This window comes from Collinsella sp. TF12-2AT (genome assembly GCF_003436735.1).
In the GTDB taxonomy this organism is placed as follows: Bacteria; Actinomycetota; Coriobacteriia; order Coriobacteriales; family Coriobacteriaceae; genus Collinsella.
The window spans coordinates 1-26630 of sequence record NZ_QSQK01000011.1; the positions used below are offsets into that span (position 1 = coordinate 1).

23 protein-coding genes are annotated in these 26630 nt (G+C 61.1%); 5 read left to right on the forward strand and 18 right to left on the reverse strand.

Annotation, left to right across the window (positions count from 1 at the left end; translation table 11 throughout):
* Positions 1-26: 26 nt before the first annotated feature.
* From DXD24_RS07740 to DXD24_RS07775, 8 genes are all read right to left on the reverse strand, one after another.
* Positions 27-833, reverse strand: coding sequence for a Cof-type HAD-IIB family hydrolase (locus tag DXD24_RS07740; RefSeq protein WP_117646496.1), 807 nt, complete (start codon positions 831-833; stop codon positions 27-29).
* Between the two features lie 6 nt (positions 834-839).
* Positions 840-2699 carry an ABC-F family ATP-binding cassette domain-containing protein gene (locus DXD24_RS07745; protein WP_117646497.1) on the reverse strand — a complete coding sequence of 620 codons (1860 nt, stop codon included), beginning with the start codon at positions 2697-2699 and terminating at the stop codon, positions 840-842.
* A 203-nt stretch (positions 2700-2902) separates the two neighbouring features.
* The gene (gene pstB / locus DXD24_RS07750; RefSeq protein ID WP_117564461.1) at positions 2903-3778 is read right to left on the reverse strand and encodes a phosphate ABC transporter ATP-binding protein PstB; all 876 of its coding nucleotides are present in this window, start codon (positions 3776-3778) and stop codon (positions 2903-2905) included.
* Positions 3775-4701 carry a phosphate ABC transporter permease PstA gene (gene pstA, locus DXD24_RS07755; RefSeq protein ID WP_117646498.1) on the reverse strand — a complete coding sequence of 309 codons (927 nt, stop codon included), beginning with the start codon at positions 4699-4701 and terminating at the stop codon, positions 3775-3777. Before pstA ends, pstB begins: the two co-directional genes overlap by 4 nt.
* Positions 4694-5602: a phosphate ABC transporter permease subunit PstC gene (gene pstC / locus DXD24_RS07760; protein ID WP_117564463.1), complete on the reverse strand. Its 909-nt coding sequence runs from the start codon at positions 5600-5602 to the stop codon at positions 4694-4696. Before pstC ends, pstA begins: the two co-directional genes overlap by 8 nt.
* 25 nt (positions 5603-5627) lie before the next feature.
* Positions 5628-6566 carry a phosphate ABC transporter substrate-binding protein gene (locus DXD24_RS07765; protein ID WP_117564464.1) on the reverse strand — a complete coding sequence of 313 codons (939 nt, stop codon included), beginning with the start codon at positions 6564-6566 and terminating at the stop codon, positions 5628-5630.
* Between the two features lie 319 nt (positions 6567-6885).
* Entirely contained in the window at positions 6886-8322 is a 1437-nt protein-coding gene (locus tag DXD24_RS07770) for a M20 family metallopeptidase (RefSeq protein ID WP_117564465.1), read from the reverse strand.
* 54 nt (positions 8323-8376) lie between these two features.
* Positions 8377-9039 carry an HAD hydrolase-like protein gene (locus DXD24_RS07775; RefSeq protein WP_117564466.1) on the reverse strand — a complete coding sequence of 221 codons (663 nt, stop codon included), beginning with the start codon at positions 9037-9039 and terminating at the stop codon, positions 8377-8379.
* A gap of 156 nt (positions 9040-9195) precedes the next feature.
* Between DXD24_RS07775 and DXD24_RS07780 the strand changes: the two genes are divergently transcribed.
* Positions 9196-10056, forward strand: a complete 861-nt coding sequence (locus DXD24_RS07780; RefSeq protein ID WP_117646499.1) for a DegV family protein — start codon at positions 9196-9198, stop codon at positions 10054-10056.
* Between the two features lie 221 nt (positions 10057-10277).
* Here the strand turns inward: DXD24_RS07780 and DXD24_RS10030 are convergent, their stop codons facing one another.
* Positions 10278-10529: a hypothetical protein gene (locus DXD24_RS10030; RefSeq protein ID WP_147324151.1), complete on the reverse strand. Its 252-nt coding sequence runs from the start codon at positions 10527-10529 to the stop codon at positions 10278-10280.
* 266 nt (positions 10530-10795) lie between these two features.
* Here DXD24_RS10030 and DXD24_RS07785 point away from each other — a divergent pair, with 266 nt between their 5' ends.
* Positions 10796-13780 carry a DEAD/DEAH box helicase family protein gene (locus DXD24_RS07785; protein WP_158550173.1) on the forward strand — a complete coding sequence of 995 codons (2985 nt, stop codon included), beginning with the start codon at positions 10796-10798 and terminating at the stop codon, positions 13778-13780.
* Between the two features lie 64 nt (positions 13781-13844).
* On the opposite strand, the gene DXD24_RS07790 is transcribed toward DXD24_RS07785, so the two are convergent.
* From DXD24_RS07790 to DXD24_RS07810, 5 genes are all read right to left on the reverse strand, one after another.
* Complete coding sequence (locus DXD24_RS07790; RefSeq protein WP_117564469.1) at positions 13845-14153, reverse strand: type II toxin-antitoxin system YafQ family toxin; 309 nt, start codon at positions 14151-14153, stop codon at positions 13845-13847.
* Between the two features lie 2 nt (positions 14154-14155).
* Positions 14156-14455, reverse strand: a complete 300-nt coding sequence (locus DXD24_RS07795) for a type II toxin-antitoxin system RelB/DinJ family antitoxin (RefSeq protein WP_055250873.1) — start codon at positions 14453-14455, stop codon at positions 14156-14158.
* A 113-nt stretch (positions 14456-14568) separates the two neighbouring features.
* Positions 14569-15327, reverse strand: a complete 759-nt coding sequence (locus DXD24_RS07800; protein ID WP_117564470.1) for a TIGR00730 family Rossman fold protein — start codon at positions 15325-15327, stop codon at positions 14569-14571.
* Between the two features lie 213 nt (positions 15328-15540).
* Positions 15541-16680: a tRNA guanosine(34) transglycosylase Tgt gene (gene tgt, locus DXD24_RS07805; protein ID WP_055250876.1), complete on the reverse strand. Its 1140-nt coding sequence runs from the start codon at positions 16678-16680 to the stop codon at positions 15541-15543.
* A gap of 436 nt (positions 16681-17116) precedes the next feature.
* Entirely contained in the window at positions 17117-17917 is an 801-nt protein-coding gene (locus tag DXD24_RS07810) for an SDR family NAD(P)-dependent oxidoreductase (RefSeq protein ID WP_006235414.1), read from the reverse strand.
* Between the two features lie 294 nt (positions 17918-18211).
* Here DXD24_RS07810 and DXD24_RS07815 point away from each other — a divergent pair, with 294 nt between their 5' ends.
* On the forward strand, positions 18212-19975 hold the full coding sequence (locus DXD24_RS07815) for a hypothetical protein (protein ID WP_055250877.1): 1764 nt from the start codon (positions 18212-18214) through the stop codon (positions 19973-19975).
* A 341-nt stretch (positions 19976-20316) separates the two neighbouring features.
* On the opposite strand, the gene queA is transcribed toward DXD24_RS07815, so the two are convergent.
* The 3 genes from queA to DXD24_RS07830 form a co-directional block, all read right to left on the reverse strand.
* Complete coding sequence (gene queA, locus DXD24_RS07820; RefSeq protein ID WP_117629596.1) at positions 20317-21528, reverse strand: tRNA preQ1(34) S-adenosylmethionine ribosyltransferase-isomerase QueA; 1212 nt, start codon at positions 21526-21528, stop codon at positions 20317-20319.
* Between the two features lie 70 nt (positions 21529-21598).
* Positions 21599-22174 carry an epoxyqueuosine reductase QueH gene (locus DXD24_RS07825; RefSeq protein ID WP_117564473.1) on the reverse strand — a complete coding sequence of 192 codons (576 nt, stop codon included), beginning with the start codon at positions 22172-22174 and terminating at the stop codon, positions 21599-21601.
* A gap of 67 nt (positions 22175-22241) precedes the next feature.
* Complete coding sequence (locus DXD24_RS07830) at positions 22242-22811, reverse strand: DUF3267 domain-containing protein (protein ID WP_117564474.1); 570 nt, start codon at positions 22809-22811, stop codon at positions 22242-22244.
* Positions 22812-22944: 133 nt separating this feature from the next.
* Here DXD24_RS07830 and DXD24_RS07835 point away from each other — a divergent pair, with 133 nt between their 5' ends.
* On the forward strand, positions 22945-25095 hold the full coding sequence (locus DXD24_RS07835; protein WP_117564475.1) for a methionine--tRNA ligase: 2151 nt from the start codon (positions 22945-22947) through the stop codon (positions 25093-25095).
* A gap of 151 nt (positions 25096-25246) precedes the next feature.
* A complete protein-coding gene (locus DXD24_RS07840) occupies positions 25247-26350 on the forward strand; it encodes an RsmB/NOP family class I SAM-dependent RNA methyltransferase (protein WP_117564476.1) in 1104 nt (367 codons plus the stop codon).
* 24 nt (positions 26351-26374) lie between these two features.
* Here DXD24_RS07840 and DXD24_RS10125 read toward each other — a convergent pair whose 3' ends face one another.
* Positions 26375-26545 (reverse strand): hypothetical protein, encoded by a 171-nt coding sequence (locus DXD24_RS10125; RefSeq protein ID WP_158548946.1) that lies wholly within the window; start codon positions 26543-26545, stop codon positions 26375-26377.
* Positions 26546-26630 lie beyond the last annotated feature (85 nt).

Genomic DNA, 26630 nt, shown 5'->3' on the forward strand with positions numbered 1-26630 from the left:
GATTTTGCCTCTTGACAATGTCCTGCTCATATTAAAAGGAACGTCCCTAAGTGCCGGCCGCAGCTACAGTAGCCAAAGTGCTTGGCGGCGTTGTAAATGCCGTCGTCGTCTACGGCGGTCGTCACGTAGGTCGCTGCGGCCTTCACGGTATCCTGCGCGTTGCCCATGGCCACACTTGTGCCCACGGCCGAGAACATCGACAGGTCGTTCTCGCCGTCGCCAAAGGCGATCGTCTCGCTCGCGTCGACACCCAGGCGCTCCAGCGTCGCTGCCACGCCCAGGTCCTTGCCGCCGTTAGCGGGAATAATGTCGCAGAACAGGTCGCACCAGCGCGTAGTGAGCGAATGCGACACCGCATCGGTCACGATATGCTCGTCGGCAGGATCCACAAAGGCGCAAAACTGGTAGACCGGCGCTTCAAAGGCGTGCTCAAACGGCTCCTCGTGGTAGACGATCCCCGCGTTGTTGCCGGCCGTCACCACGCGTTCGGACAGGCGGTTCACAAACGAGTTCTCGCCCTGCATGCACAGCGAGTCGTAGCGCCCCTCGGCCACCTGGTCCACAATCACCGCAACGTCGTCCGGATCGATCGGGCAGCTACGGTAAACGCCCTCGGCATCAAAACAGTGCTGGCCCGAAAGCGTAATGTACGCATCCCAACCAAGATCGAACAGCCAATCGGGCATCTGGTAGGTCGGGCGACCCGTGGCAATGACGCACGCAATCCCCTGCTCGTGAAAGCTGTCGAGCACCTGCTGCGCCGACGCCGGAATCCGGTGCGTCTCAAAGCTCAGCAGCGTGCCGTCGATATCAAAAAACGCGGCCTTGATCATCCTCGCCTACTCCTCGCCCTCGAGCTTTTCACTCGCCTCGAGCCACGCCATCTCCAGCTCGTCCATGGCGGCGTGGGCCTCGTCGATCTTTGCCTGCTGCTCGCCCAGCGCCGTGTAGTTGGTGGGATCGACCTGGGCCATGGCGGCCTCGGCCTCCTCCACGCGAGCGCGCTGCGTTTCCATCTTGCGCTCGAGCGAGCTCACCTCACGACGGAGCTTTTGGCGCTCGGCATTGGGAAGGCCGTTGGGCTGACCGCTCGACTTGGGCTTTTCGGCCGCAGCCGCCGCGGCACCGGTGTCGAACGTACCGGTCTTGGCGCTCGGTGCACCCACGGGCTCGCCCTCGGCGGTGGCGTTGCACAGGCGCAGGTACTGGTCGACGCCGCCGGGCATATGCGTCAGGTGGCCGTCGAGCAGCGCCCACTGCTGGTCGGTCACGCGCTCCATCAAAAAGCGGTCGTGCGTCACCAGAATCAGCGTGCCGGGCCAGCCGTCCAGCAAGTCCTCGACAATCGCCAGCATGTCGGTATCCAGGTCGTTGCCGGGCTCGTCCAGGATGAGCACGTTGGGCTCGTCCAGGATCGTCAGCAGCAGCGACAGGCGACGGCGCTGGCCGCCCGAAAGATCGCCGATGCGGCTCCAGAGCTGCTGCGTCGTAAAGCCCAGACGCTCGCAGAGCTTCTCGGGTGAAGTCTCCTTGCCGTCAATGACGTAGTACTTCTTATAGTGGCTGAGCACCTCGCGGATCGTGTCGCCCATGTAGGGTTCGAGCTCCTCGAGCTGCTGCGACAGCACGCCAAAGCGCACCGTCTGGCCGATCTTCACGCGGCCGCGCAGGGGCGCGATCTTGCCCTGGATCACGTCGAGCAAAGTCGACTTGCCGGCGCCGTTCTCGCCCAAAAGACCATAGCGGTCGCCCGCACCAATGAGCCAGGTCACGTCGTTGAGCACCTGCTTGGGCGCGCCATCGGTATCCGCATAGCCGGCGTCCACGTCGACCACATCGATAACCTGCTTGCCCAGGCGGCTCACGGCCAGGCGCTTGAGCTCCAGCTCGTCACGCACGGGCGGCACGTCGGCGATCAGCTCGCGAGCGGCATCCACGCGAAACTTGGGCTTGGTGGAGCGCGCCTGGGCACCGCGGCTCAGCCACGCGAGCTCCTTACGTGCCATGTTGCGACGGCGCTCCTCGGTAACCGCGGCCATGCGGTCGCGTTCCACGCGCTGCAGGATATATGCCGAATAGCCGCCCTCGAAGGGATCGACCTGGCCGTCGTGAACCTCCCACATGCTGGTGCAGACCTCGTCCAAGAACCAGCGATCGTGCGTGACCACGAGCATCGCGCCCTGACCGCGCTGCCAGCGGGCCTTTAAGTGACGCGCAAGCCAGTTGATGGTGCGCATGTCCAGATGGTTGGTGGGCTCATCGAGCACGAGCACGTCATAGTCGCCGATCAGCAGGCGCGCGAGGTCCACGCGGCGGCGCTGACCGCCCGAGAGCTCGCCTACCATGCCCTCCCAGGGCACATCGCTAATGAGGCCGGCGAGGATCTGGCGCGTACGGGGGCTCGACGCCCACTCGTACTCGGGGGCGTCACCCACAACGGCATGATGCACGGTATCGGTATCGACAAGCTGGTCCTTTTGGCCGAGTAGACCGATCGTGATGCCGCGACGGTGCGTCACGCGTCCGTCATCGGGCTCCAGCGTGCCGGCGAGCACGCTCAGCAGCGTCGACTTGCCGTCGCCGTTTTTACCGACAATACCAATGCGGTCGCCCTCGCCCACGCCGAGCGTCACGCTATGGAAAATATGCTTGGTGGGAAACTCTAGGCTGACGGAATCGCATCCCAAAAGAATCGCCATATGCCCTGCTCCTTCGTAGAAATTCAACGTTCTCCATGATAGCGAAAACCACCACAAAGGGGACGGGCGCCTTCGTGGTGGTTTTGGGCAAGCGCACCAGCACACGACACAAAAAGGCGGGCCATCTCCCGCAAGAGATGACCCGCCTCTCCAATCAGTCCCGCGGCAACCGTGGCCGCCGCGGGCCTCAAGCATGTCCCGGACTAGGAGAACATGCCGGTGAGGTAATCATTCAGCCGCTTATCCTTGGGCCGTTGGAAAATCTCGTCGGTCTCGTCGTACTCGACCATATCGCCCATGTAGAAAAACGCCGTGCGGTTGGACACGCGCGACGCCTGCTCCATGTTGTGCGTCACGATGACGATGGCGCGGTCGGCCACGATCGACGACATGAGGTCCTCGATCGCCAGCGTCGAGATGGGGTCGAGCGCCGAGCAGGGCTCGTCAAACAGGATTACGTCGGGGTTGAGCGCCAGCGTGCGCGCAATGCACAGACGCTGCTGCTGACCGCCCGAAAGCGCGTAGGCGCTCTTGTCGAGCTTGTCTTTGACCTCGTCCCACAGCGCGGCACCGCGCAGACTTTCCTCGACCATGCGGTCGAGCTCGTCACGGTCGGTGATGCCGTGGCGCTTGGGCGCAAAGGTGATGTTGTCGCGAATGGACTTGCGGAAGGGATTTGGCTGCTGGAACACCATGCCGATGGAGCGACGCAGCTCGTACGTGTTCTCGGTCTTGGTGTTCACGTTGCGCCCGCGGTAGTTGATCTCGCCCTCCACGCGACAGCGGCGAATCTCGCGATTCATCAGGTTGAGGCTACGCAAGAAGGTCGACTTGCCGCAGCCCGAAGGCCCGATGAGCGCCGTGATCTCACCCTTGTGGAAGTCGAGCGACGTATTGTGCAGCGCATGGTGGTCGCCATAGTACACGTTGACGTCCTTGGCGGAGAGCACGACCTCGTCGCTCACGGCCTTGCCGCTCACGCGCACGCGCCTCTCGCTCTCCCCCACGCTCGACAGAAAGTCCTGGGGGGTGTCGGACGTGGCCGCCTCGGTTGCGGGCGTTGCATTCATATCGCTCATTCGGCCGTCATCTTCCTTGCCAGTTGCTTGCCCACGATACGGGCGACAACGTTAAACAGCAGCACGCAAATCATCAGCAGTGCCGCGGTGCCCCAGACGATCTGCTGGGCCTCGGGGCTGCCCTCGCCATAGATCTTGTAGATGTGCACGGCCAGCGACTCGCCGGGACGGAACACGTTCCAGGCGCAGGTGGGGCTCGACAGGTAAAAGCTCAAGAAGTTGAGGCGGACCGGCGAGCTCATGCCCGAGGTAAAGAGCAGCGCCGCGGCCTCGCCAAACACGCGGCCGGCCGAAAGCACGATGCCGGTCACGATGGCGGGCATGGCCTCGGGAATCAGGATGTGCAGTGTGGCCTCCCAGCGAGTGAGGCCCATGGCCAGGCACGCATCGCGCTGGGCCTGCGGCACGTCCTCGAGCGCCTGCTGAATCACGCGCACCAGGATGGGGATGTTGAACATGGTGAGCGCGACGGCGCCGGAGATGATGGAGTACTTCCAGCCCAGCTGCACCGAGAACACCAGAAAGCCGAACATGCCGACGACGATGGAGGGCAGTGAAGACAACGTCTCGATGGCGGTCGAGGCGATGTCGCGAATGGGACCGTCGGGCGCGTATTCAACTAGGAAGACCGCGCCGCCCAGGCTGATGGGCACCGAGATGATCAGGGTAATCAGCAGCAGATAGAACGAGTCGAACAGCTGGTAGAGCACGCCGCCCTGCGTTCCGTTGGCGCGTGCGGGCTGCGTGAGAAAGCCCGGCTGGAACAGCGTCGAGATACCCTCGAACAGGATGTAGGCCACCATGGAGACGACGATAAGCATGACGATGGCGACAATCGCCGTCAGCACGCCCGTGGCGATACGGTCTTGCCTTTGGACACGCCCGAGTCTCGCCTCGTCGATGTGGATGCGCGTGCTAGCCACGAGCCTTCGCCCCCTTGCAGCCGATAAGGTGGATGATCAGGATAAAGATGAGGCTCATGCCCATCAGCAGCAGACCGAGCGCCCACAGAACGTCGTCCTGGGCCGAGCCCTCGGCATAGACCGCCATGGACGTGGTGAGCGTGGTGGTAATGGTCGAGGCAGGCGACAGCAGCGACGTCGGCATGGCCTCGATGCCGCCGATAACCATGCGCACGGCGAGCGTCTCGCCAAAGGCGCGGGTCATACCAAGGATGACCGCGGTCATGAGCGACGGCATGGCGGACTTGAGCACCACGTGCCAGATGGTCTGCCAGCGGGTATAGCCCAGCGCGAGCGAGCCCTGACGGTAGCTATCGGGCACGGCGCGCAGGCCGTCGACCGAAAGCGTAGTCATCGTCGGCAGAATCATGACCGCCAGTACGATGGCGCCGGGCAAGATGCCCAGACCCGTGCTTACGTGGAAAACGCTCTTCATAAGACCGACGACCACGTGAAAGCCAATCAGGCCAAAGACGACCGAGGGAATGCCGGTCAAAAGCTCAATAAGCGGCTGAAAGACCTTGGAGCCAAACTTAGGCTGGATCTCGACCGCAAAGATGGCAGAGCCGATGGCGATGGGCAGCGCGATGAGCGTGGAGAACACCATGACCGCAAACGAGGTGACGATCAGGGGCAGGGCGCCGGTGTAGGGCAGGCCGTTTTCGGCTGTGTTGGCCAGGTCCCACTTGGTGCCGGTGAAGAACTCGACGACCGAGACGCCGTCCTTGAGAAAAGCCGAGAGGCCCTTTTGGGCGACCATAAAGATGAGCGCGGCAACGACAAGCGTCACGAGCGCTACGCACGCGCCCGTGACGCCCAGGCCCACGTTCTCAAGGTCGCGCTTTGGCAGCTGTTTTGCCATTGCAAACCTTTCCGGGGGCGATTGCTTATTTAGCAGAGACCTTGCCGCTGGCGTCCTTGACGACCTTCATGGCAGAGACGGGGATAAAGCCCTGCTCCTCGACGAGCTTACCCTGGACGTCGTCGGAGAGCATGAACTCCAGGAAGGCCTTGGTGGCCTCGTCGGCGTCCTTCGCGCAGTACATGTGCTCGGTAGCCCAGATCTTAAAGGAGTCGTCGGTGACATTTGCGCTCTTGGGCTCGACGCCCTCGACCTTAATGGCGTTGAACTTGGAGTCGTCGAAGTGCGAGAAGTCGAGGTAGGAGATGGCGTTGTCGGTGCTGCCCATCTGAGTCTGGACGTCGCCGGACTTGTCGAGCTCGGCGTCGCCCTTAAAGTCGACGGCCTCGTCACCAAAGACGGCGGCCTCGAAAGTGGCGCGGGTACCGGAGCCGGCCTTGCGGTTGAGGACGACGATGGTGGCGTCGTCGCCGCCGACCTCCTTCCAGTTGGTGATCTGGCCGGAGAAGATGCCCTTGAGCTGCTCGAGGGACAGGTCGTCGACCTTGACGTTCTTGGAGACGACGGGGCCCATGCCCACGACGGCGACCTCATGGTCGACGAGGTTCTTGACCTGGTCGGCCTCGAGCTTGGTCTCGGCGAAGACATCGGAGTTGCCGATGGTGACGGTGCCGGCGGCGACAGCGGTCAGGCCCTTGCCCGAACCGTTGCCCGAACCGGAGACGGAGACGTCGGGGTTGGCGTCCATGAACTTCTCGGCAGCGGCCTCGACGAGAGCCTGGAACGAAGAGGCGCCGTCGTAGGTCACCTCGCCGGAGACGGACTCGGCAGCAGCGGCGCTGCCCTCAGCAGCGGTGTTGGCGGCGTTGGAGCCGCCGCAACCAACGAGACCGAGACCGACGATGCTGGCAAGACCACCAGCGAGGCCGAGGAACTGACGACGAGAATAAGCCTGATCGAGCATGATCTTCCTTTCATACATGCGACTCGCGGGCACCCTGCCCGCTTTGCTGTTTGGAAAGATACGGTCTCGATCGGGCGACAACCGCCTTATCTGCGGTTTCTTACGGACATTTGATAGACCCTTACCGCAAGCTCTGCCCAGCCTTTACAAACGGATAACAATCCAGCGCCAAGCATGGCGCGCCTTTTACACCAATAAAAACAAAGTTGCGGTGAAATAGTTCCTGCTTGGCCATCAAATGGCCCATTCTAGGAACTATTCCACCGCAACTTAAAAAGCCCGGACGAAAGGGGTGCTAAGTTGTTAAAACGCCGCAGCCTTAAAGCTCAAGCTCGTTCAAACGTAAGATCGCCACGATATAAATCTTGAGCGCCTGCTTGAGCTGTTCCTCGTTGGCGCACTCGTTGGGGCCGTGCATCTGGCCGCCCCATGCGGGCAGTTCCAGGCCAGTCTCCTCGGGACCAAACGAGACGGCGCGGGCAAAATTGCGCGCGTACGTGCCGCCGCCCATGGCAAAGGGCTCTGCATGCTTGCCCGTAAACTCGTTGTAGGTATCGATGAGCGCCTTCACGGCCGGGTCGTCGGCAGAGACCGAGAACGGCACCTTTGTACGACCCACGCGGCACGTCACGCCAAAACGGCCCACGAGCGGATCGAGCTGCTCGCGGATGGTATCGGCACTCGTGCTGTCGGGGAAGCGCACGTCGATGACCTGCTCAATATGGCCATCCACCACACGGATGACGCCGGGATTGCAGGTGAGCGGGCCAAACGCGGGGCTCGTCGCATCGATGCCCAAGCCGCGGCCATAGGCGTCCGCATGCACAAAAGCCAAAAACTTGACAAACTCGTGCTCCGCAGGTGTCAACAGGCGCTCGTCACGGGCGCCAAACGCATCCTCGGCCTCGCGCAGATACGCCACGATCAGCCCGACGGCGTTGATCGTTCCCTCTGGCATCGAGGCATGACCGCCAATGCCGTGGGCGAAAATCTGCGCATGCCCGTTATCGAGCGCCGTGATCTCCAGGCGGTCGCCGTTCTCGACCGGCGCCGGCAGCTCATCGGCGGCAATCGCAAGCTCGCAGATAGACTGCGACGGAATGGCGTTGCTCGCCTCGGCACCGCTCCAGGACACAATGCGCCCGCCGTCGATCTTGGAGCTCACAAATGTCGCCCCAAACTGGCCCTTTTCGGCATTACAGACCGGGAACTCGGCATCGGGCGTAAACAGAAAGTCGGGGTTCGCGTGGTTCTCCAGATAATGGTGAACGTCGGACATGCCCACTTCCTCATCGCAGCCCAGCAGCGCGCGGAAGGTATAGCGCGGGGTAATGCCGTGCTTGATAAGATAAGCGCCGGCGTAGAGCGACAGCACTGCCGGGCCCTTGTCGTCAATCACGCCGCGACCGAGCAGCCAGCCCTCGCGGCGCTCCATGGCGAACGGGTCGGTGTTCCAGCCAGGGCCGGCGGGAACCACGTCCACGTGGCAGATAGTCGCGAGCTGCTTGTCGCCGCGGCCCGGGATATCGGCGATTCCCACATAGCCCTCGTCGTCGCTCGTCTGATAGCCGAGCTTCTGCGCAATGCCGAGCGCGCAATCGAGCGCATCACGGACCGGGCGGCCAAACGGCGCGCCGGGCTCCGCATCGGCAGAAACTGCCACGGACGGATAACTCACCAGCTGCTCGATATCGGCGACGACATCATCCCAGACCTCGTCGACATACTCGGCGACGCTCTGCTCCACCTGATTCATGGACGACCTCCTTAGCAATGAGCGACGGGCACGCCCGTCCCTCACATTACGTCATTAGATAGCGAAAAGTTTAGCAAGCTCTGCCACCGAGTGCACCACCGCATCGGCACCCGCTGCCTCGTGCTCGCCCGGCGCCGCCGCGCCCGAATAGATGCCGATGCACGGCACGCCCATCGCGTGCGCGCCCTCCACGTCGTTAAAGCGGTCGCCGATCATCACGGCCTCGTCGGCAGTCGCGCCAAGCGCCGCCAGGGCGTCGCGGACCGAATCGGCCTTGGTCTCGCGTCCCTGCGGCGGATTCATGCCAATCACCGCCTCAAACTGAGAGAGCCCGAGCTCATGCACCATGTCGATGCACTTGGCCTCCATGCGCGACGTCGCCACGGCCATACGTTTGCCTTGGGCGACCAACCCATCCAGCAGCTCGGGGACCCCATTGAACACGGGATACTCCTCCGGTCCCAGTTCATCAAAAAAGGCGCGGTACTCATCGGCCACCACAAGCGACTCCTCGCGGGAAAAGCCGTAAAAGTCGTGAAAGCTCTTCCACAGGGGCGGCCCGATCATGCGGCGCAGATCACCCATCTGCGTCTCCGAAAACCCGCGCGCAGCCAGCGTCTTGCGCGTCGAGGTCATCACTGCCCGACCCGTATCGGCCACCGTGCCGTCAAAATCGAACAGCACAACCGGCCGCTCGCAAAGTTGCAATGCCGCCATCGGCACCCTTCTTCCCCAGTTGATGATTTCCACACCACCGCTTCAAACTGTTGACTATTCAACAATTGAACCTAGCAATGTAGAGCAACTCCACTATACTTGTCGCACTTTGCTTTCAGAAGGCGGCGCTGCCGCGCCCCAACGAAAGGTGCAATTATGTCTTTTGCCATCATAACCGACTCCACGTCGGACATCTCCCCCGCCCGTGCCCAAGAGCTCGGCATTTACGTGATTCCGCTGCATGTGATTATCGAGGGCGAGGACCTGCTCGACCAGGTGCAGATTACCGCCGAGGAATACGTCGCCCGCATGGCCGGCTCCGAGCAGCTGCCGCACACCTCGCAGCCGAGCGCCGGCGAGTTCAAGGCACTCTTTGACCGCGTGCTCGCCGACGGCCACAATAGCGCGATCTTTATCTCGCTGTGCAGCGAGTGGTCCGCCTGCTATGCCAACGCCAGCCTGGTGGCCGAGACCCACGAGCTCGACGTGCGCTGCATCGATTCGCGCACCGGCTCGGGCGCCGAGGGCCTGCTGGTGGAGTACGCGCTGGCCATGCGCGAGGACGGCCGCAGCCTGGACGAGACCGAGGCACAGATTCGCGCGACGCTGCCCGACGCCCACCTGCTACTGATTCCCCGCACGCTCGAGAACCTCGTTAAGAACGGCCGCGCGCCCAAGCTCGCCGGCCAGCTCACGCAGATGCTCAACATTCGCCTGGCCGTTTCGCCGGAGTGGCAGTCGGGCGAGATCAAGGCCGTCAAGAAGGGCCGCGGCGCCAAGCGCATCGTCGCCAACACCATGGCCGACTGCCTCGCGTTTTTGGCTGAACACCCGGGTTCGAGCGTGCGCGTGCTCACGACCGGCGCCGCCGAGGAGCAGGAGCTTGTCAATGAAGCACTCGCAGGCCAGGACTACGTAGACGCCGGCACCGGCCCCATCGGCTGCACCATCGCCACCCACGTAGGCGTCGACGCCATCGCCATCAGCTATTGCCCCCGCTACCAACCTGCCAATTAGGGACAGATTTATTTTGGCAGGTTTTATCTGGGCAAACGTTAAACGCTAACAGACCTGTCCGACAAGATCGGGCCTGTCGGGGCTGTCGAACAGCCATGGTGCAACCAGCCCCAGCAAAGCCGTCACGCCGGCGCGCCCCAACTCAAAGCGCACCGGCGTTGCTTTAAGAGTTGCGGCGGGACGGTGACCGCTTGAGCCGAAAAGCCGCGAACCGCTTCCCATTACGCCGCAACTTCATTGCCGCCCAACCAGCCAATCGAGAAATTGGCGGCGATCGATGCTTTGTCCAACCCCCTTGCGATACCCTCTGGGCAAAAAATGGCAAATATGAGTACTGTTACCAGTTTAGTAACAGCGAAATCTGGCTGAATATGCCGTCTTCCACCAATTCCGAGCGTCATAAAGTCCCGAATCGCCATGTCGAGAGGGTTGGTTATATCAAATTTCGGCCGATTGGTCTTAAATACGTTCAAGATGATATGATACTACCCCAACAACAGTACTCATATTTGCCATTTTTTGCCCACAGGGTCTATTCGAGGGCGACTCCCGGGGTCTCCAGCCCGCCTCATAGCCGCTCAAACCCATTCAGCAACAGCCGCCGCACATTTTGACACCAGTTGAACACCACTCACGGAGTCGCATTCCACTATCACCGAACCTAAATCGGAATCGAGCGCCCAAAAAACCAAAATAACGTACCCTCATCTCAATGGACCATGAGAAGAACGGCATTTACATGAGCACCGTCACGCATCAATACGCCCTCATCGGGGACGCGTTATTCCAATTCAAGGAAGCAGTCTCTCACGTATCGGAGCCGCACAGCCAAATCGTCATCTGCAGCAACGGCCCAGACATCCGCTACGCAACGCTCGAAGAATGGGAGAAAGCCGGAAAATCTTTCGGCAAGCGAGCGCAGGTTAAGGGCCTCGTCACCAGCACGAGTTCAGCGCGCGAAAAACTCGAGCTCTTTCGCAATCTCTTTACTGGCCGCAAAGATGTTTACGCCCATGGGTACCGCAGAAAAGACGGGGGTATCGGCTATACACCCGCCTGCGCAAATGAGTGGAAACCGGGCATTTGTCCCAAGGCAAGCCATCAGAGGGTCAAATGCGCGGAATGCGGTAGCCGCGTCTTCCCCGAGTTGAGCAATGCCGCGATCATTGACCATTTCAAAGGCAGCGACGACAGGCTCCGAGACGTCATAGGTCAGTATGTTCTCGACAGTGACAGCAACACAAAAGTTCTGGTCATTGATTTTGACGGAGCCGATTGGAAAGAAGCGGCAAACGCCATTCGGCTTGTCGCAAAAAGCCATGGAATCGATACTGCAGTTGAGCGATCGAGATCAGGCAACGGCGCACATGTCTGGTTTTTCTTCCTAGAGCTCACCGGCGCAAAGACCGCAAGAGATTTTGGAAGCAGCCTTATCGCCGAGGCGGCGATGCTCAACAAGACAATCACCTTCGAAGCTTTTGACCGAATGATGCCCGCGCAGTCCACCATTCCTGAGGGTGGCTTCGGAAATCTCATAGCGCTGCCCTTTCAAGGAAAAGCGCAGCGAGAAGGAAACAGCGTATTTGTTGACGAGCAATTTGAGCCCTTTCCCGATCAATGGCTTTATCTTTCGCAAATCCAGTTGATCCCGCGTACGATGGTGAAAAGTCTGCTCAAGAGCATCGACAATAGACCGCATGGATTATCAGCTGCAGTGGCGGCAAACACCGCCGCACCGCATTCCCAGAGGCCGCGAAAGCGGCTTCCGCTCACGCAGCGGGACTTCCCGCCATCGCTACCCGTCACGCAAGCTGATATGCTCTACATTACCGAAAAGTCCCTGAGTCCCGCAGCCCAAATGGAAGTCCGCAGGCTTGCAACATTTGCCAACCCGGAATTCTTCCGTGCGCAATCAATGCATCAATCAGTATTCGGCAAACCGCGGTACATAGACCTCAGCGAACTTAGAGATGGCTGCGTCGCGATCCCCAGAGGCTGCAAGGCTCAACTTGAGCGGCTGCTTCAAGAAGCCGGCGTTGCTGCCCACTATTCAGACAAGCGCGTATCGGGCAATCCAATTGGGATGGCATTTAAAGGGACGCTTCGCCCTGAACAGCAAATTGCCGCTGAACAGATGCTCGGCTATGAAGACGGAATCATGTCTGCGCCGACGGGTTTCGGGAAAACCGTCATTGGAGCCTATCTTATTGCTGCCATCGGTCTTCCAACGCTCGTCATCGTTCCCAAGACCGCGCTCATTGCCCAATGGAAATCCCAGCTCGAACGCTTTCTCGACATCACGGACAACCGAGAGCCAGTCCGGACCTCAAAAGGACGAATCAGTAAAAGGCAGCCTCCGCTCATTGGCCAAATCGGAGGAGGCAAAACCGCCATAAGCCGTCTCATCGACATTGCTTCATTCCAGTCTCTGTCCAGCAAGGACCCCCAGACTGGAGAACCAATAGCCAAGGAGCTCGTTCGCGATTACGGTCTCATCATCTGTGACGAATGTCACCATGCGGCCGCGCCACAGCTCGAGCTCGTCCTCAAGTCCGCTCCAGCCAAATATGTATACGGCCTTTCCGCGACGCCCAAGCGTTCGGACGGACTCACGCAGGCGCTCTCAATGCTATGCGGCCCGCTTCGCCATGTCATCGATCCAAAAACGCAGGCGATCCAACAGGGGATTCAGCGCGTTGTTAGACCGCGTTTTACCGGAGTTCGACTACCCGCCTACGAACCGGGAGCATCCTTTAATCAAGTTCTCGATCTCCTGTGTGCGCACACAGCGAGAAACAAAGCAATTGTCGACGATGCCCTCGAGACCGCGTCAAACGGTCGACATCCGCTTGTACTATCCAAAAGGAAAAAACATGCCGAAGAGCTATGTAGACTGCTTCAAAGCCGCGGACACGAACCTATACTCTTAACCGGAGAAATCGACGCCAAAGAAAGAAAGGCAATACTGAACAGCCTTCCCGGCTTCGAGCATGAGCATCGAATTATCATCGCAACCGAAGGCCTTCTGGGCGAGGGTTTCGACCTGTCTTACCTTGACACTCTGCTCATTGCCACACCGATATCTTGGGACGGCAGCATAACGCAGCAGGCAGGCAGACTACATAGAAGTCACGAGGGCAAGCAGCGGGTTGAGATATTCGACTATGTTGATTTGTCGATACCCATGCTCGCGCGCATGTACCAGAAGAGACTCAAGACCTACGCCAAGCTGGGGTATGAAGTCTTTGCAGCAAATGACAACAAACGGGCCGATCAAAACATCCTCGTTAGGCCGGCAAGGGCCATGGAGGCATTAGCGGATGACATCGCGCGCGCAATGAAAAGCATTTTTATTGCCGCGCCCTACGCATCCGCTGCATGCCTCGCAAAGCTCGCTGCCGTACTCACAGGCGCCGCCGCCCGTGGGATTGCCCTTGAGATTTCAATTGCCTCGACTCCGCACAATGACGTGAAAGCGATTTTTACCGAGATGAACGTCGACTATTCCATCAAAGCCGAAGGGCGCCTATGCGCGTCAGTAATTGACGAGGAAACCGTCTGGTACGGAACTATTCCATTACTGGCCTTTCCTAAGAAAGAGGACTGCAGCATCCGTTTCAAAAGCAGCGAAGTTGCAGCCGAGTTTTTAAGCGAAATCCAGCGAAGAGGAGAACCGGAGGTCGCAGCCACGAACGGGATGTCTCCAACAGTTACGGTGGAATAGGGGCCGTTTTTGGCCAATCGGCCGCGAATCAATCCCTATTCCCCCGCGAATCATAAGCGAGCAATCAGCCCTGCGGACCCTGGAACAGCTCCTCATGCGAGCCCATTCTGACCAGCCGGATCACAGGATTAGTCTTATGCGGCAAATAAAGAACGACCACATCGACCAAGCCATCGGATAGGTGGAAATCGATGTGGCCGTTGTAGTTTCCGCCCGGGTTTGAGAGCTCGTGGGCGCCATACTCCGCCGGAAGTGACCCATGAGCCACAAGCTCTGCAACCGCCGCTTTAAACTCACTTTTTAGCTGCGGATGCATGCGCATCGTTCGTTTGTAGTCCACCTTAAATTGAGCCTCGACTTTAATCTCGAACATCGCTATTCCTCATCGAGGAATGACATAAGCTCATCAGCGTTATTGAATGACAGGCTATCGTCCGGCAAAATCCCCAGCTCATGAGCCTCGGCGATCACCATGGCGCGCCTCGTCACCTCGTTGGGCACCTCCGCCCTTCCTACAATCTCAAAAGGAATCTTTCGCTGATTTACCAGCTGCCGAACGGCAAGATTGAGATAGGAATTGAGGCTGAGGCCGACCGAATCCAAGAACTCAGTCGCCTGCTCCTTGAGCCCCTCTTCGATTCGAACCGTCGTAGGCTTAACTGTTGCTGTAGACATTTGCGACCTCCTCGCCCTCGTCTTTTACACCAGTATACCCAATATAAATGGCAATCTGATGTTAGATAACATCAGATTGCCATGCGTATTCATGTCGCGTGGGCACGATTGATCTACATCAGCCCGCTGAGCGCAATGTCAACGGCCTCGTTGAGGTCGTCGGTAATGTGTACCAGATCCGGATCGAGCGGGCTAATCATACCGGTGCTCATCACCGGGCCGTTGAGCCAGTCGAATAGGCCCTGCCAGTACTCGGTGCCCACCAGCACGAGCGGCATGCGCTTGACCTTGTGCGTCTGCACCAGCGTGAGAACCTCGAACATCTCGTCGAGCGTGCCAAAGCCGCCGGGAAATACGATGGCGCCCGAGCTGTACTTAACGAACATGGTTTTGCGCACAAAGAAGTAGCGGAAGTCCATGCCGAGGTTCACGTATTTATTGAGCCCCTGCTCGTGCGGAAGCTCGATACCCAAGCCGACCGACTTGCCGTTGGCGCTCGCCGCTCCCCTGTTGGCCGCCTCCATGACGCCGGGACCACCGCCGGTGATAACCGCCACGCCGCGCTGGGCGATCTTGCGGCCAACGGCGCGTGCCGCCTTGTAGAGCGGATCGGTCTTGGGCGTGCGGGCACTGCCGAAGATGGTCACCGCAGGACCAAGCTCGGCAAGTGCGCCAAAACCATCAACGAACTCTGCCTGAATGCGCAGCACGCGCCAGGGGTCGGTGTGCAACCAGTCGGTCGAGTCCTCGGGCGCCAGCAGGTTGGCGTAGGTGTTGTCCTTGGGAATCATGGGGCCGCGCATGACCACGGGGCCGCGGCGGTACGTCTCGTCGTAGGCAGGCTCGCCCTCGACGTTCTCATTCTTAATCATGGGTACTCCTATCGAGAAAAAGAAAAGCGGGCGGGGTCGACGCCATGCGTCAAACACCCGCCCGAACATCAACTATTCGGTATGGTACCCACGATGCATCAAGTGCTTGCAAGCTATCGGTCATCGGTCGCGCAAGCGGTGTTAGCAAACGTGATGACCGGCCGGCGCTCGCCCCTTGCCGTTGCCCGCGCTCTGCAAGCGCCCGTGCTGCTCTTAGTAATCCACCGCCGCAGGGCTGTTCATCCAGTCGCTCACGAACGCGCCGTAGCGGCCCTCGATAATGGCCTGGCGGGCCCGCTGCATAAGGTTGAGCAGGTAGTAGATGTTGTGCATCGAAAGCAGAATGCCGCCGAGCATCTCCTTCTGCGTGACCATGTGACGGATGAGCGCACGGCTGTAACCGCCCGTGCACACCGGGCAGGTGCAGGTGGGATCGATGGGACCGTCGTCGTGCGCAAAGCGAGCGTTGCGGAAGTTGAGGCGACCCTCGCTGGAGAATGCCGTGCCCATACGGCCGGTGCGCGTCGGCAGCACGCAGTCAAACATGTCGATGCCCACGCCAACGCCGCGCACGAGCGTGGTCGGGTTGCCGACACCCATCAGGTAGCGCGGCTTATGCTTGGGCATGTACTCGCTCACGAGCGGCGCCAGGGTCTCGAACATGGTCTCGTGATCCTCGCCCACCGAATAGCCACCGATACCATAGCCCGGGAAGTCGCCGCACTCCTCCAGATGGCGCAGCGAACGCAGGCGCAGATCCAGGTGCATGCCGCCCTGAACGATGCCAAAGAGCGCCTGGTCATCGCGGGTATGCGCCTTATAGCAGCGCTCGGCCCACATGCTCGACAGCTCAACGGCGCGCTCAACGTAGGCGCGCGTGGCGGGATAGCCCGGGCACTGGTCGAGCTGCATGCAGATATCGGAGCCGAGTTTCATGGCGATTTCCATGTTGTCCTCGGGCGTCCAAAACACGTGGCGGCCGTCGTAATCGTTGACGATAAAGCGCACGCCCTCATCGGTGAGCTTGACGGCATCGTTGTGGCTGAAGACCTGGAAACCGCCCGAGTCGGTGAGGATGGGGCCGTGCCAGTTCATGAACTTGTGCAGGCCGCCCAGCTCGGCGATGGTGTCCTCGCCGGGACGCATGGACAGATGATAGGTATTGGCGAGCACGATCTGGGCGCCGAGCTTCTTGACAGTCTCGGTAGGAATGCCCTTGACGTTTGCCTTGGTGCCCACGGGCATAAAAATCGGCGTCTCGATGTCGCCGTGCGGGGTGTGCAGTACGCCGGCACGCGCGTGCGTCGTCGGGTCCTCGGCGATCAGGTCGAATTTAAAAAGGTTCTGGTCCATAAACTGGAACTCCTTGGTTGCGGTTCATACGCAAACCATTATACGGGCAACCCGCAAGAAGCACCGACTCGACAGAAACTGGTGCGAGGAGGATACGGCAGGGACACGGCAAATGAGCGTGGATTTTTGGACGCTTACCGGATGAGCGTGGACAATCTCCCACTTTTGCCCAAAGCACAGCCCAAAAACGGGAGATTATCCACTTTCATTCTGCGGGCACTCATTTAAGTACGTCCCCGATGAGTGGAGCTATTTACCAGCCACGGCAACGCCGATATTTTGGCAACGTCAGCGAGCGGGTCGCATTTGAGACAAGGTGCCGTGAAATGAAAGGGCGCTGACCTTCTGGTCGCGCCCTTGAAATTGAACGGCAGATTGTCCAAATGCGGCCCGCGCAGCGTCGGCCGGTCCGCCGTTCGGTAGAACGGCGGAACCCCTAAGGGCGCTGGCCCATGCCACCCTCGAGGGTGACGGTCTCGCCGTTCATATACTTAAAGTCGGGACCGCAGAGCTGAACGACAACGCGGCCGATTTCCTTCTCGACGTCGCCGTAGTGGCCAGCCGGCGGCATGTGGACGTTGGCCTTGAACGCCTCGGGATAGGCATCCTGGAAGTTCTCGAGCGCAGCGGTCCAAGCAAGCGGGCAAACGATATTGACGTTGATGCCGTCCTTGCCCCACTCGTTGGCAGCGACGCGGGTCAGTCCGCGGATGCCCTCCTTGGCAGCGGCGTAGCTGCACTGGCCATAGTTGCCAAACAGGCCGGCGCCCGAAGCAAAGTTGACCACGGAGCCCTTGGTCTCCTTCAGGTGCGGGTAGGCCTTCTGCATGTACAGGTAGGTGGCATACAGGCCAGAGTAAATGGCCAGGTTAAACTGATCCATGGTGTGATCGGCAATGGTCACGCCCGAGGCGCTGGCCTGAGCATTGTTGACGACGGCGTCGATGCGGCCGAACTCCTCAATAGCCTTGTCGATGACGTTCTGGACGACGGCCTCGTTGTCCTGACCAGCCGAGACATCGGCCTGAACAGGCAGAACCTTGACGCCGTACTCGGCCTCGAGGGATTCCTTGGCAGCCTCGAGCTTGGCAACGTTGCGGCCGGTAATGACGAGGTTTGCGCCCTCCTTGGCAAAAGCGATATCGATACCGTAGCCGATGGAGCCAGCGGAGCCGTCCTTGAGCGTGGCCTTGCCGCCGCCGGTGACGATCACGGTCTTACCAGTGAAAAGTCCCATATAAAGTCCTTTCAAATCGCGACGGGCCTGCCCGTCGACTGCGCGCATCCAACTTCACGCGCCAAAAGCTGAAATGCAACTTTAGCGGGTTCAAGTGAAAAATAAAGCCCCTGGCAGGCGAACGGCGCAACGTCTTTCGGCGAAGGGAATGTCAAGTACAAACTGGATAAAGTGGCCGAGTTTTTGCTATCGACGCGAGCCATCGAACACGTTTTGAAACTTTGCTGCAGCGCGCGGGATGTCGGCGCGAGACTTTATCATAGGGTGACAAACAACGATGAGGAGCACATGCCTATGACAGACGAGCTGGACCCCCAGACTCAACAGCATATTGATGATTCCGCAGACGTCACTGCAGATGCCGACGCTGTGACCTGCGATGATATTGACCTCGACGGCCCATTCTTGGACGAAAGCGCTACGGCGGAAACCCCTGGCGCCGAAGATGCAGACGAGCAAAACGACGATGCGCCCGCTCAGGACGACCGCCCCGTACAGGATGCTGCTCCGCAAGCTGCGGGCCCTATCGAGGTTTCTTCGGAAGAAGAGCTCGACGCCGTCATGGACTCCATGATGGATGCCGTCAAAGCGATGAAAGACGCCGTGGCCGACGCTGACGTTGACGCCGAGGAAGAGGAGGCCGCCGAGGCAGCCTCGACCTTCGTACCCGGCGAGACTCCGGTTGCCGACCAGGGCAGCACCATGCCCTCGTTTCTGCAGCTCGAGCATCCCACGATTGGCACCGATGCGGTCGACCCGCACGCAGCAGGCTTTTCTGTGATCGAAGGCGGTACCGGCAATATCGCCGTGCCGCAGACTGCCGATGCGGACGCTGCCGACACCGCTCGCCCGACTGCCCCGCACTCCCCCGCCGCGAGCCGCGATCTGGGGACCGCTGTCTCGAACACTGCGAACGCCGTGGGCACCTTTATCGCCCAGGGCGCCTCGGCCATGCGCGAGATGAACGCCGCGAAAAAGGCACTTGCCGATGCCCGCGCCCACCTGGCCGAACTTGAGCAGCGCATTGCCGATCAGGCCGAGGAACTCGAGACGCGCCAGGATATCGCAGGCCGCTACGACCAGATCGTCGCCGACCAGCGCCAGGCGATTGCCACGGCCCAAAAGACTGCAGCGGTCGCCGAGATTGACCGTGATGTCCACGCCTCCAAAGCGACAGAGCTCAAGGGTCAGCTCGAACAAATGAAGACAGAGGATGACGCGACTGAGCTCCGCCTGAAGGCCGCGCTCGACGCCGTGGAGGCCCGCGAGGCGAGCTCACGCGAGACCGGCAACCGCCTCGTTCGACGTCTTGAGGATTCCAAGCGCATCCGCGACAAGGTGAAGGCAGAGCGAGACGCCGGCATTGCCGCCGCACAACAAACCGTCGACGCCACGCGCGCCCAGCTCGAGACGCTGCGTCATGAGTATGCCGAGCTGCAACGCAATCCCTCGGCAAATCCCGCCAACTATACGGTGCGCACCAGCGAGCTCTCGATGCAGATTTCCGACACGGCAGATGCCCTGCGTAAAGCCGAAGAAGATGTCCCGCGCATCACCGCCGACCTTGAGCACTCGCTTGCCGCAGCCGAGCAGGCCGTCGAGCAGGCTCAAGCCCCTATCGCCGACGCAAAACGCGCGCACCAAGCCGTGACGACCGAAGCCGATGCCGCGCGCGACGAGCTGCAGACGGCGAAGACCGCCGCCGCGACTCGTCAGCGCGAACTGCGCGAGAAGATCGCTGCCGAGGACAAGGCGCGCCGCGACCAGGAGCAGACCATCGCCAACGCCCAAGCAGATGCCGCACATGCACAGTCGATCATCGAACAGGCGACCGAGGTGCACGACCACCCAGAGATCACCGAGTCGCTTGCAGGGTCCTTGGCCCGAGACAATGCCGAACACACCGAGACCGAGCGAGAAGTCGCCCAGCTCGAGGCCACCGAGGACGCGGTGCGCGAGCGTACCCGCGACTCACGCATCAAATTCACCGGCGCCATCGTCTGCATCGTCGCCGTAGTTCTAGTGATCATCTTGATCTGGCTGTTCGCGAGCAAGTAACCACTCCCCAACGATTACAAGGACTGTCCCCAGGTGCCGGCAAAAAAGGAACGTCCCCAAGTGCCACCTAATGAGAGTGGATAATCTCCCACTTTTGACGAAGAAACACGCCTAAAACGGGAGATTATCCACTCTCATTCTGCAGGCACTCATTTAAGTACGTCCCCAATGAGTACCTGCCGATGCTTTGGCGAAGTCAGCGAAAACGCCCCTAAGCGAGCAAGGTGACGTGAAAGAGGGGGGCATTGACCTTCTGGTCATGCCCGACGATTGAACGTCAGATTGCCGCTTAGGGGGGTTTGCAGCGTCGGCCGGTTACGGCGTTTGTAAAACGCCGTAACCTACAAAATGAGCATGGCGTCGCCAAAGCTGAAGAAGCGGTAGCGCTCCTCGATGGCGGCGGCATAGGCATCCATGATCTGGTCGCGGGTGGCAAGTGCGCTCACGAGCATCATGAGCGTGGAGCGCGGCACGTGGAAGTTCGTGATCAGCGCGTCGACCACGTGATAGGTCGAGCCGGGCATGAGGTAGAGCTGCGTCGTCGCGTTCTCGCGCACCACGATGTCGCCGCGGCCGAGCGTGTCGGCCCCATCCTCGCGGCCCTCAAAATAGCGCGCCGTCACGGCCGGATCAGACACCGGTGCCTCAGCGTCAAAGGCGCTCTCGAGCGAGCGTACTGCGGTGGTGCCGACGGCGATCACGCGGTGCCCCTCGGCCTTCGCCTTATGCACGGCGTCGACAACCTCCTGTGACACGTGGTAGCGCTCGGTGTGCATGACGTGCTGCGTGGGGTCGTCCTCCTCCACCAGACGGAAGGTATCAATACCCACCTCGAGCTCGACGGCGGCAAACTTCGCGCCCTTGGCCTCGATAGCGGCCATGAGCTCGGGGGTAAAGTGCAGACCCGCCGTAGGAGCGGCAGCCGAGTGCTCCTCCTTCATGGCGTAGACGGTCTGGTACTTCTCGGGATCGCCCTCGTAATCGGTAATGTAGGGCGGCAGCGGCACGTGACCGGCAGCATGAATGGCCTCGTCGAGCGTGCGCGGCTCGCCGGCGGCATTGCAGCCGGCCGGCTCAAAGCGCACCAGACGGCCTCCGCGGCTATCGGTGACAAAGTCGATGACCTCGGCCGTCAGCACCACGGGAGCCCCCTCGGGCGCATGGGCGCCACCGGCGCGATACTCAATCTGAGCACCGGGCTTCAGGCGCTTACCCGGCTTGACCAGGCACTCCCAAACGTGGCCCAGCGGGTCAACATCCTCACGGCGCTTGAGCAGCAGCGTCTCGACCACGCCACCCGAGCCGGCTTTGCGACCGATCAGGCGGGCCGGCATCACACGCGTCTTGTTGATGACGAGCACATCGCCCGGCTCGATATAGTCGATGATGTCGCGGAAGATGCGGTGCTCAACGGTACCGCCGTGCTCCAGCGGCTTCCCCGCCTGGGAGCCTTTGCGATCCACCACCAGCAGGCGGCAGGAGTCGCGCGGCTCGGCAGGAGCCTGGGCAATCAGTTCCTCAGGAAGGTTGTAGTCAAAATCATCGGTACGCATAGACACGTCGGATACTCCTTATATAGCTAAAGTCCGCTCTACATCCTAGCAGGCTGACGTCCCAAACGAACTACTTTTTGGCGGCTTTGCGCTCGTCGCGGATGCGGGCGCGGTCCATGGCCGCCTCGACAGCAGAAAAGCGGCAGCCGCAGTAGTTCTGTCGATACATGCCCAGTTCGCGCGAACGGCGCGTAGCCTCGGGATAATACGGGCGAAAATCGCGAATCACCGGGGTGAGCCCATGGGCGGCCGCCAAACGCTCAAGCACGTCATTGCAGGTGTCGAACAGCTGATACGGCGAGACGGCGAGCGTCGTACCCACATATTCAAACCTGCGCTCCTGGGCAACGCGGCATGCCTCGGCCAAGCGCAAGGCATAGCACGAGCGACAGCGACGGGGCCGATCGGCACCCAGCGGGGCCACGCCGGCCTCCCAGCGCTCGCGGTCCTCCCCCGCCTCGATGAGCTCGATGTCGCCATCGGCACACCACCGGCGCAGCTCGTCCAGACGCCGCCGCCATTCATCGCGCGGTTGAATATTGGGATTGGTCCAGCAAATCGTGGGCTCAAACCCCTCCTCGCGCAGCAGGCGAACCGGCTCAAGCGAGCATGGTGCACAGCACGCATGCAGCAACAACGACTTCATCGACATCCCCGTCCCAGAAAACTCACACCGACATCATGGCAGCTAAAATAGCCCCGTCCCAAAAAGACTACTTTGCGAAAAAGCGCACGCCAAAGGACGTATCCTCGCAGGCGACGATACGGCGGTCGCGCAGAATGGTCCGCACGTAATACCAATCACCCACACAGCCCGACAAGTGCAGACCAGCCGCCAGGTAGCACAGCAGCGGATAGTCCGAGAACGCAAACCCCAGGGCAAATGCTGTCGTCACAACAACCGTCGGCGCCAGGCAAACCGCCATGTACCGCCGGCGCGAATACACAACGCCCTCGGCGCAGGCATAGATCATCGCCGTCTCGCGATTCGCCCCAAAGGTCACCTGCGCGCCCGCAGGCGCCAGCAGCTTAAAAAACACCGCATGCACCAGCTCGTGCACGGCAAACGATGCCATTGAGACCGCAGCCAAGCCGACTATCCAGCCCACGACAGCCATCCAGCCGCCCGCCTCAGCCGCGTCCAAGTCCGCAGGCCCGCCCAACAGCATAAACACCGGCACCAGGCACACGGCAAACACCGCGATCACGGCCATCCCCCACACGAAGCAAGCGTGTAGAAAATCCTCGTCCTCAAACGCATGTATGTTGGAAATCTCATTCATAGCATCTTAGGATAGCGCCCCTGCCACGCACCCGCCCGCATGTGCGATAATGTCGAACGATATGCACGAATTGACCACCGCGCCGCCGAACCCCGTGCCCGGCCGCGCTCTTACCTATATGCGAAGGAGTCCCATGGCATCCAAATACTCCATGAACGACCGTCCCAGCTGGCCGCGCCGCGCCATCGTTACCGCCGGCGAGCCCTACGGCAACAAGGGTCTGCACTTTGGCCACGTCGGCGGCGTCTTTGTCCCGGCCGACTTCTTCGCCCGCTTCCTGCGCGACCGCCTGGGCCGCGAAAACGTCATCTTCACCTCGGGCACCGACTGCTACGGTTCGCCCATCATGGAGAGCTACCGCAAGCTCAAGGAGAACGAGGGCTACGACAAGTCCATCGGCGAGTATGTCGAGTCCAATCACTCCCGCCAGGCCGCGACCCTCAACAACTACAACATCAGCTGCGACATCTACGGCGGCTCGGGCCTTGAGCCGGCGGCCCAGATCCACAACGAGGTGACTGCCGAGATTATCGAGCGCCTGCACGAGCAGGGCACCATCTCCAAGCGCTCCACGCTGCAGTTCTACGATGCCAAGGCCGGCACGTTCCTCAACGGCCGCCAGGTCATCGGCCGCTGCCCCATCCAGGGCTGCAAGTCCGAGAAGGCTTATGCCGACGAGTGCGATCTGGGCCACCAGTTTGAGCCCGAGGAGCTCATCGCGCCCAAGAGCCAGCTCACCGGCGAGGTGCCCGAGCTGCGCCCGGTCGACAATCTCTACTTTGACCTGCCGGCCTACCTCGACTTTATGAAGACCTACACCGCCAAGCTCGCCCAGAACCCGCAGGTTCGCTCCGTGGTCTCCAAGACCATGGAGGAGTGGCTGCTGCCGGCTCAGCTCTACATCCAGAACAAGTTCCGCGAGGCCTTCGATGCCGTCGAGGACCAGCTCCCCGAGCACACCGTGCTGGAGCCCGAGGGCAACAAGAGCAGCTTTACCGTCACCTTCCCCAGCTGGAAGGAGCGCGACGACGCCCACGCGGTGCTCGCCAACGGTGGCGTGCGCTTCCGCAGCGGCAAGGCACTCGTGCCCTTCCGCATCACCGGCAACATCGACTGGGGCGTTCCGGTGCCCGAGGTCGACGGCGTGAACGACGTCACTTGCTGGTGCTGGCCCGAGAGCCTGTGGGCGCCCATCAGCTATACGCGTACCGTGCTCGCACGCGATGCCAAGGCAGCCGGCGTGACCGAGGGCGTCGCCGCCCAGGATGCCGCCCTCATGGGCGAGCCCGCCGCCGATTCCACGCAGGTCCCCGCGCCCACCTACCAGCACAGCTCGCTCGACTGGCGCGACTGGTGGTGCTCGGACGACGCGCAGATCTACCAGTTCATCGGTCAGGACAACATCTATTTCTACTGCATCGCGCAAACCGCCATGTGGGAGGCCCTGGGTTGGGACCTTACGCAGAGCACCGTCAGCGCCTGCTATCACCTGCTCTACATGGGCAAAAAGGCGAGCTCGTCCTCGCAGACCCCTCCCCCGCCGGCAGACGACCTGCTCAACCACTACACCTGCGAGCAGATGCGCGCGCACTGGCTGTCGCTCGGCCTATCCGAGAAGCCGGTGAGCTTTAGCCCCAAGGCATACGACACGCGTGTGACCGGCAAGGACAAGGACGGCAACGAGGTGCGTGCCTGCGACGACAAGCGCGTTATCGATCCGGCCCTTAAGGAGAGCGCCCTTTTGACCGGCGTCTTCAACCGCCTGGCCCGCAGCTGCTTCTACGGCGTCGCCATCAAGGAGGGCGACGAGAGCCCCTACCGCAACGGCTGCATCCCCGCCGGTGCCGCTTCTGACACCGTGGTCGAAGCCGCCGAGCAGGCAGCTCTCGCCTTTGAGCAAGCCATGTACAAGTTCGAGACGCACCGCGCGCTCGCCGTGTGCGACGACTACCTGCGTGCCGCCAACAAGCGCTGGAGCGACGCCTCTAAGGCCGCCAACAAGCTCGAGGGCGAGCCGGCAAACGCCGCAATGACGCAGGCCCTCGTCGACGCCTTTACCGAGCTGCGCGTGGCGACCGTGCTCATGCACGGCATCGTCCCTGCCGGCTGCGAGCTCATCTGCGAGTACTTCGACGTTGACCCGGTCGCCTTCTTTAGCTGGGATAACATCTTCGCCTCCACGGATGAGTTTGTGGAGAGCCTGGGCGAGAAGCCCGGCGAGCACCGCGTGAAGCCGCTACCCCCGCGCTTCGACTTCTTCAGCAAGCACGAGAGCCAGTACTAGGCAACAGCAACGCGCCCGGGAATGATTATTCTGGGACGGGGATTAAAAAATCATTCCCGGGCGACGCAAAGTAGTCTTTTTGGGACGGGGATCATTAAATGATTTTTTAATCCCCGTCCCAGAATAATCATTTAGGTGGAAGGAAAGACGGATGTCCAAGCCGCGTCGTCGTAAGCAGAAAAAGCAGGTCAAGGCCGAGCTCAAGCTCAGGCAGTTTGCCGCCACCGAGCTTTCCGACCAGCTTGCCGCCCTTCCCTGCGCCGCCGACCTGCCGCGCTTTATGGTCGACACGGTCGCCGGCGCCTATGCGCCCGCCGATGCCGAGCTTATGATCGAGGGCTTCGGCGCCGCGGCCACACGCCCGGTCACGCTGCGCGCCAACACGCTCAAGGCAACCGCCGAGGACATCGCCGCGGCGCTCGATGCCGCCGGCATCGCCCACCGCCCCGTCGCATGGTACCCGGACGCTTCCATCCTGCCCGAGGCCCAGGTTTCCGACCTGTGGGACCTCGACATCTACCGCGACGGCAAGATCTACTTGCAAAGTCTGTCGTCCATGATGCCGCCGTTGGTCTTGGGCGCCCAGGCCGGCGAGGACATCCTGGACATGTGCGCGGCCCCCGGCGGCAAGACGACGCAGATCGCCGCCCTCACCCAGGGCCAGGCACACCTCACCGCCTGCGAGATGAGCATTCCCCGCGCCGAGAAGCTCGAAGCCAACCTCCACCGCCAAGGCGCAAAAAACGTGCCCGTCATGCGCATCGACGCACGCGAGCTCGACGAGTTCTTCCGCTTTGACCGTATCCTGCTCGACGCTCCCTGCACCGGCACGGGCACAGTCGTCAGCGGCAACGAGAAGAGCCTGCGCGGCCTCACCGAGCAGTTGCTGAGCAGGTGCGCCCGCTCGCAGCGAGCACTTCTGGACCGCGCCATGGGAGCCCTCAAACCGGGCGGCACGCTCGTCTATTCGACTTGTTCGATCTTGCCGCAGGAAAACGAGGACGCCCTGCAAGAGGCCCTCGACAAGCACATGGACTGCGAGCTTATCCCCCTCGATGGCACGCCGAGCGAAAGTGAGGCACGCCGCGCCCAGGAAGCTGGTGAGGAGCCGCGCATCGAGTCCAACGCCCTGACCGAAGCCATTGCCGCGGGTCAGGTATCGGCCATCGCCAACGGCCTGCCCGGCACGCTCACCATTCCGCCCAGCCGCGACTTTGAGGGCTTCTACATTGCCCTGATCCGAAAACGCAGTTAGCGCACGGATCCAAAACTCAACAAGCTATCTCCGTGCGCGTTTGCCCTGCTGGTCGCGATGCTGTTTAGGCATCGTGCGCTCCTTGCGTTCGGCCCTTTTGCCCTTAATGGCCGTGACCACAAAGTAGATGACCGCGGCGGCAACAATTGCGCCCACACACAGGCCAATCGAGCCAAACATTGCTGTCAATTCCATACCGCGTCACCTCTCTTTTAAACGGGACTTTCAAGATAGCACCTCGATCCCCGCCACCACAGCTCCTTCACGTTCGCCGGCCCTT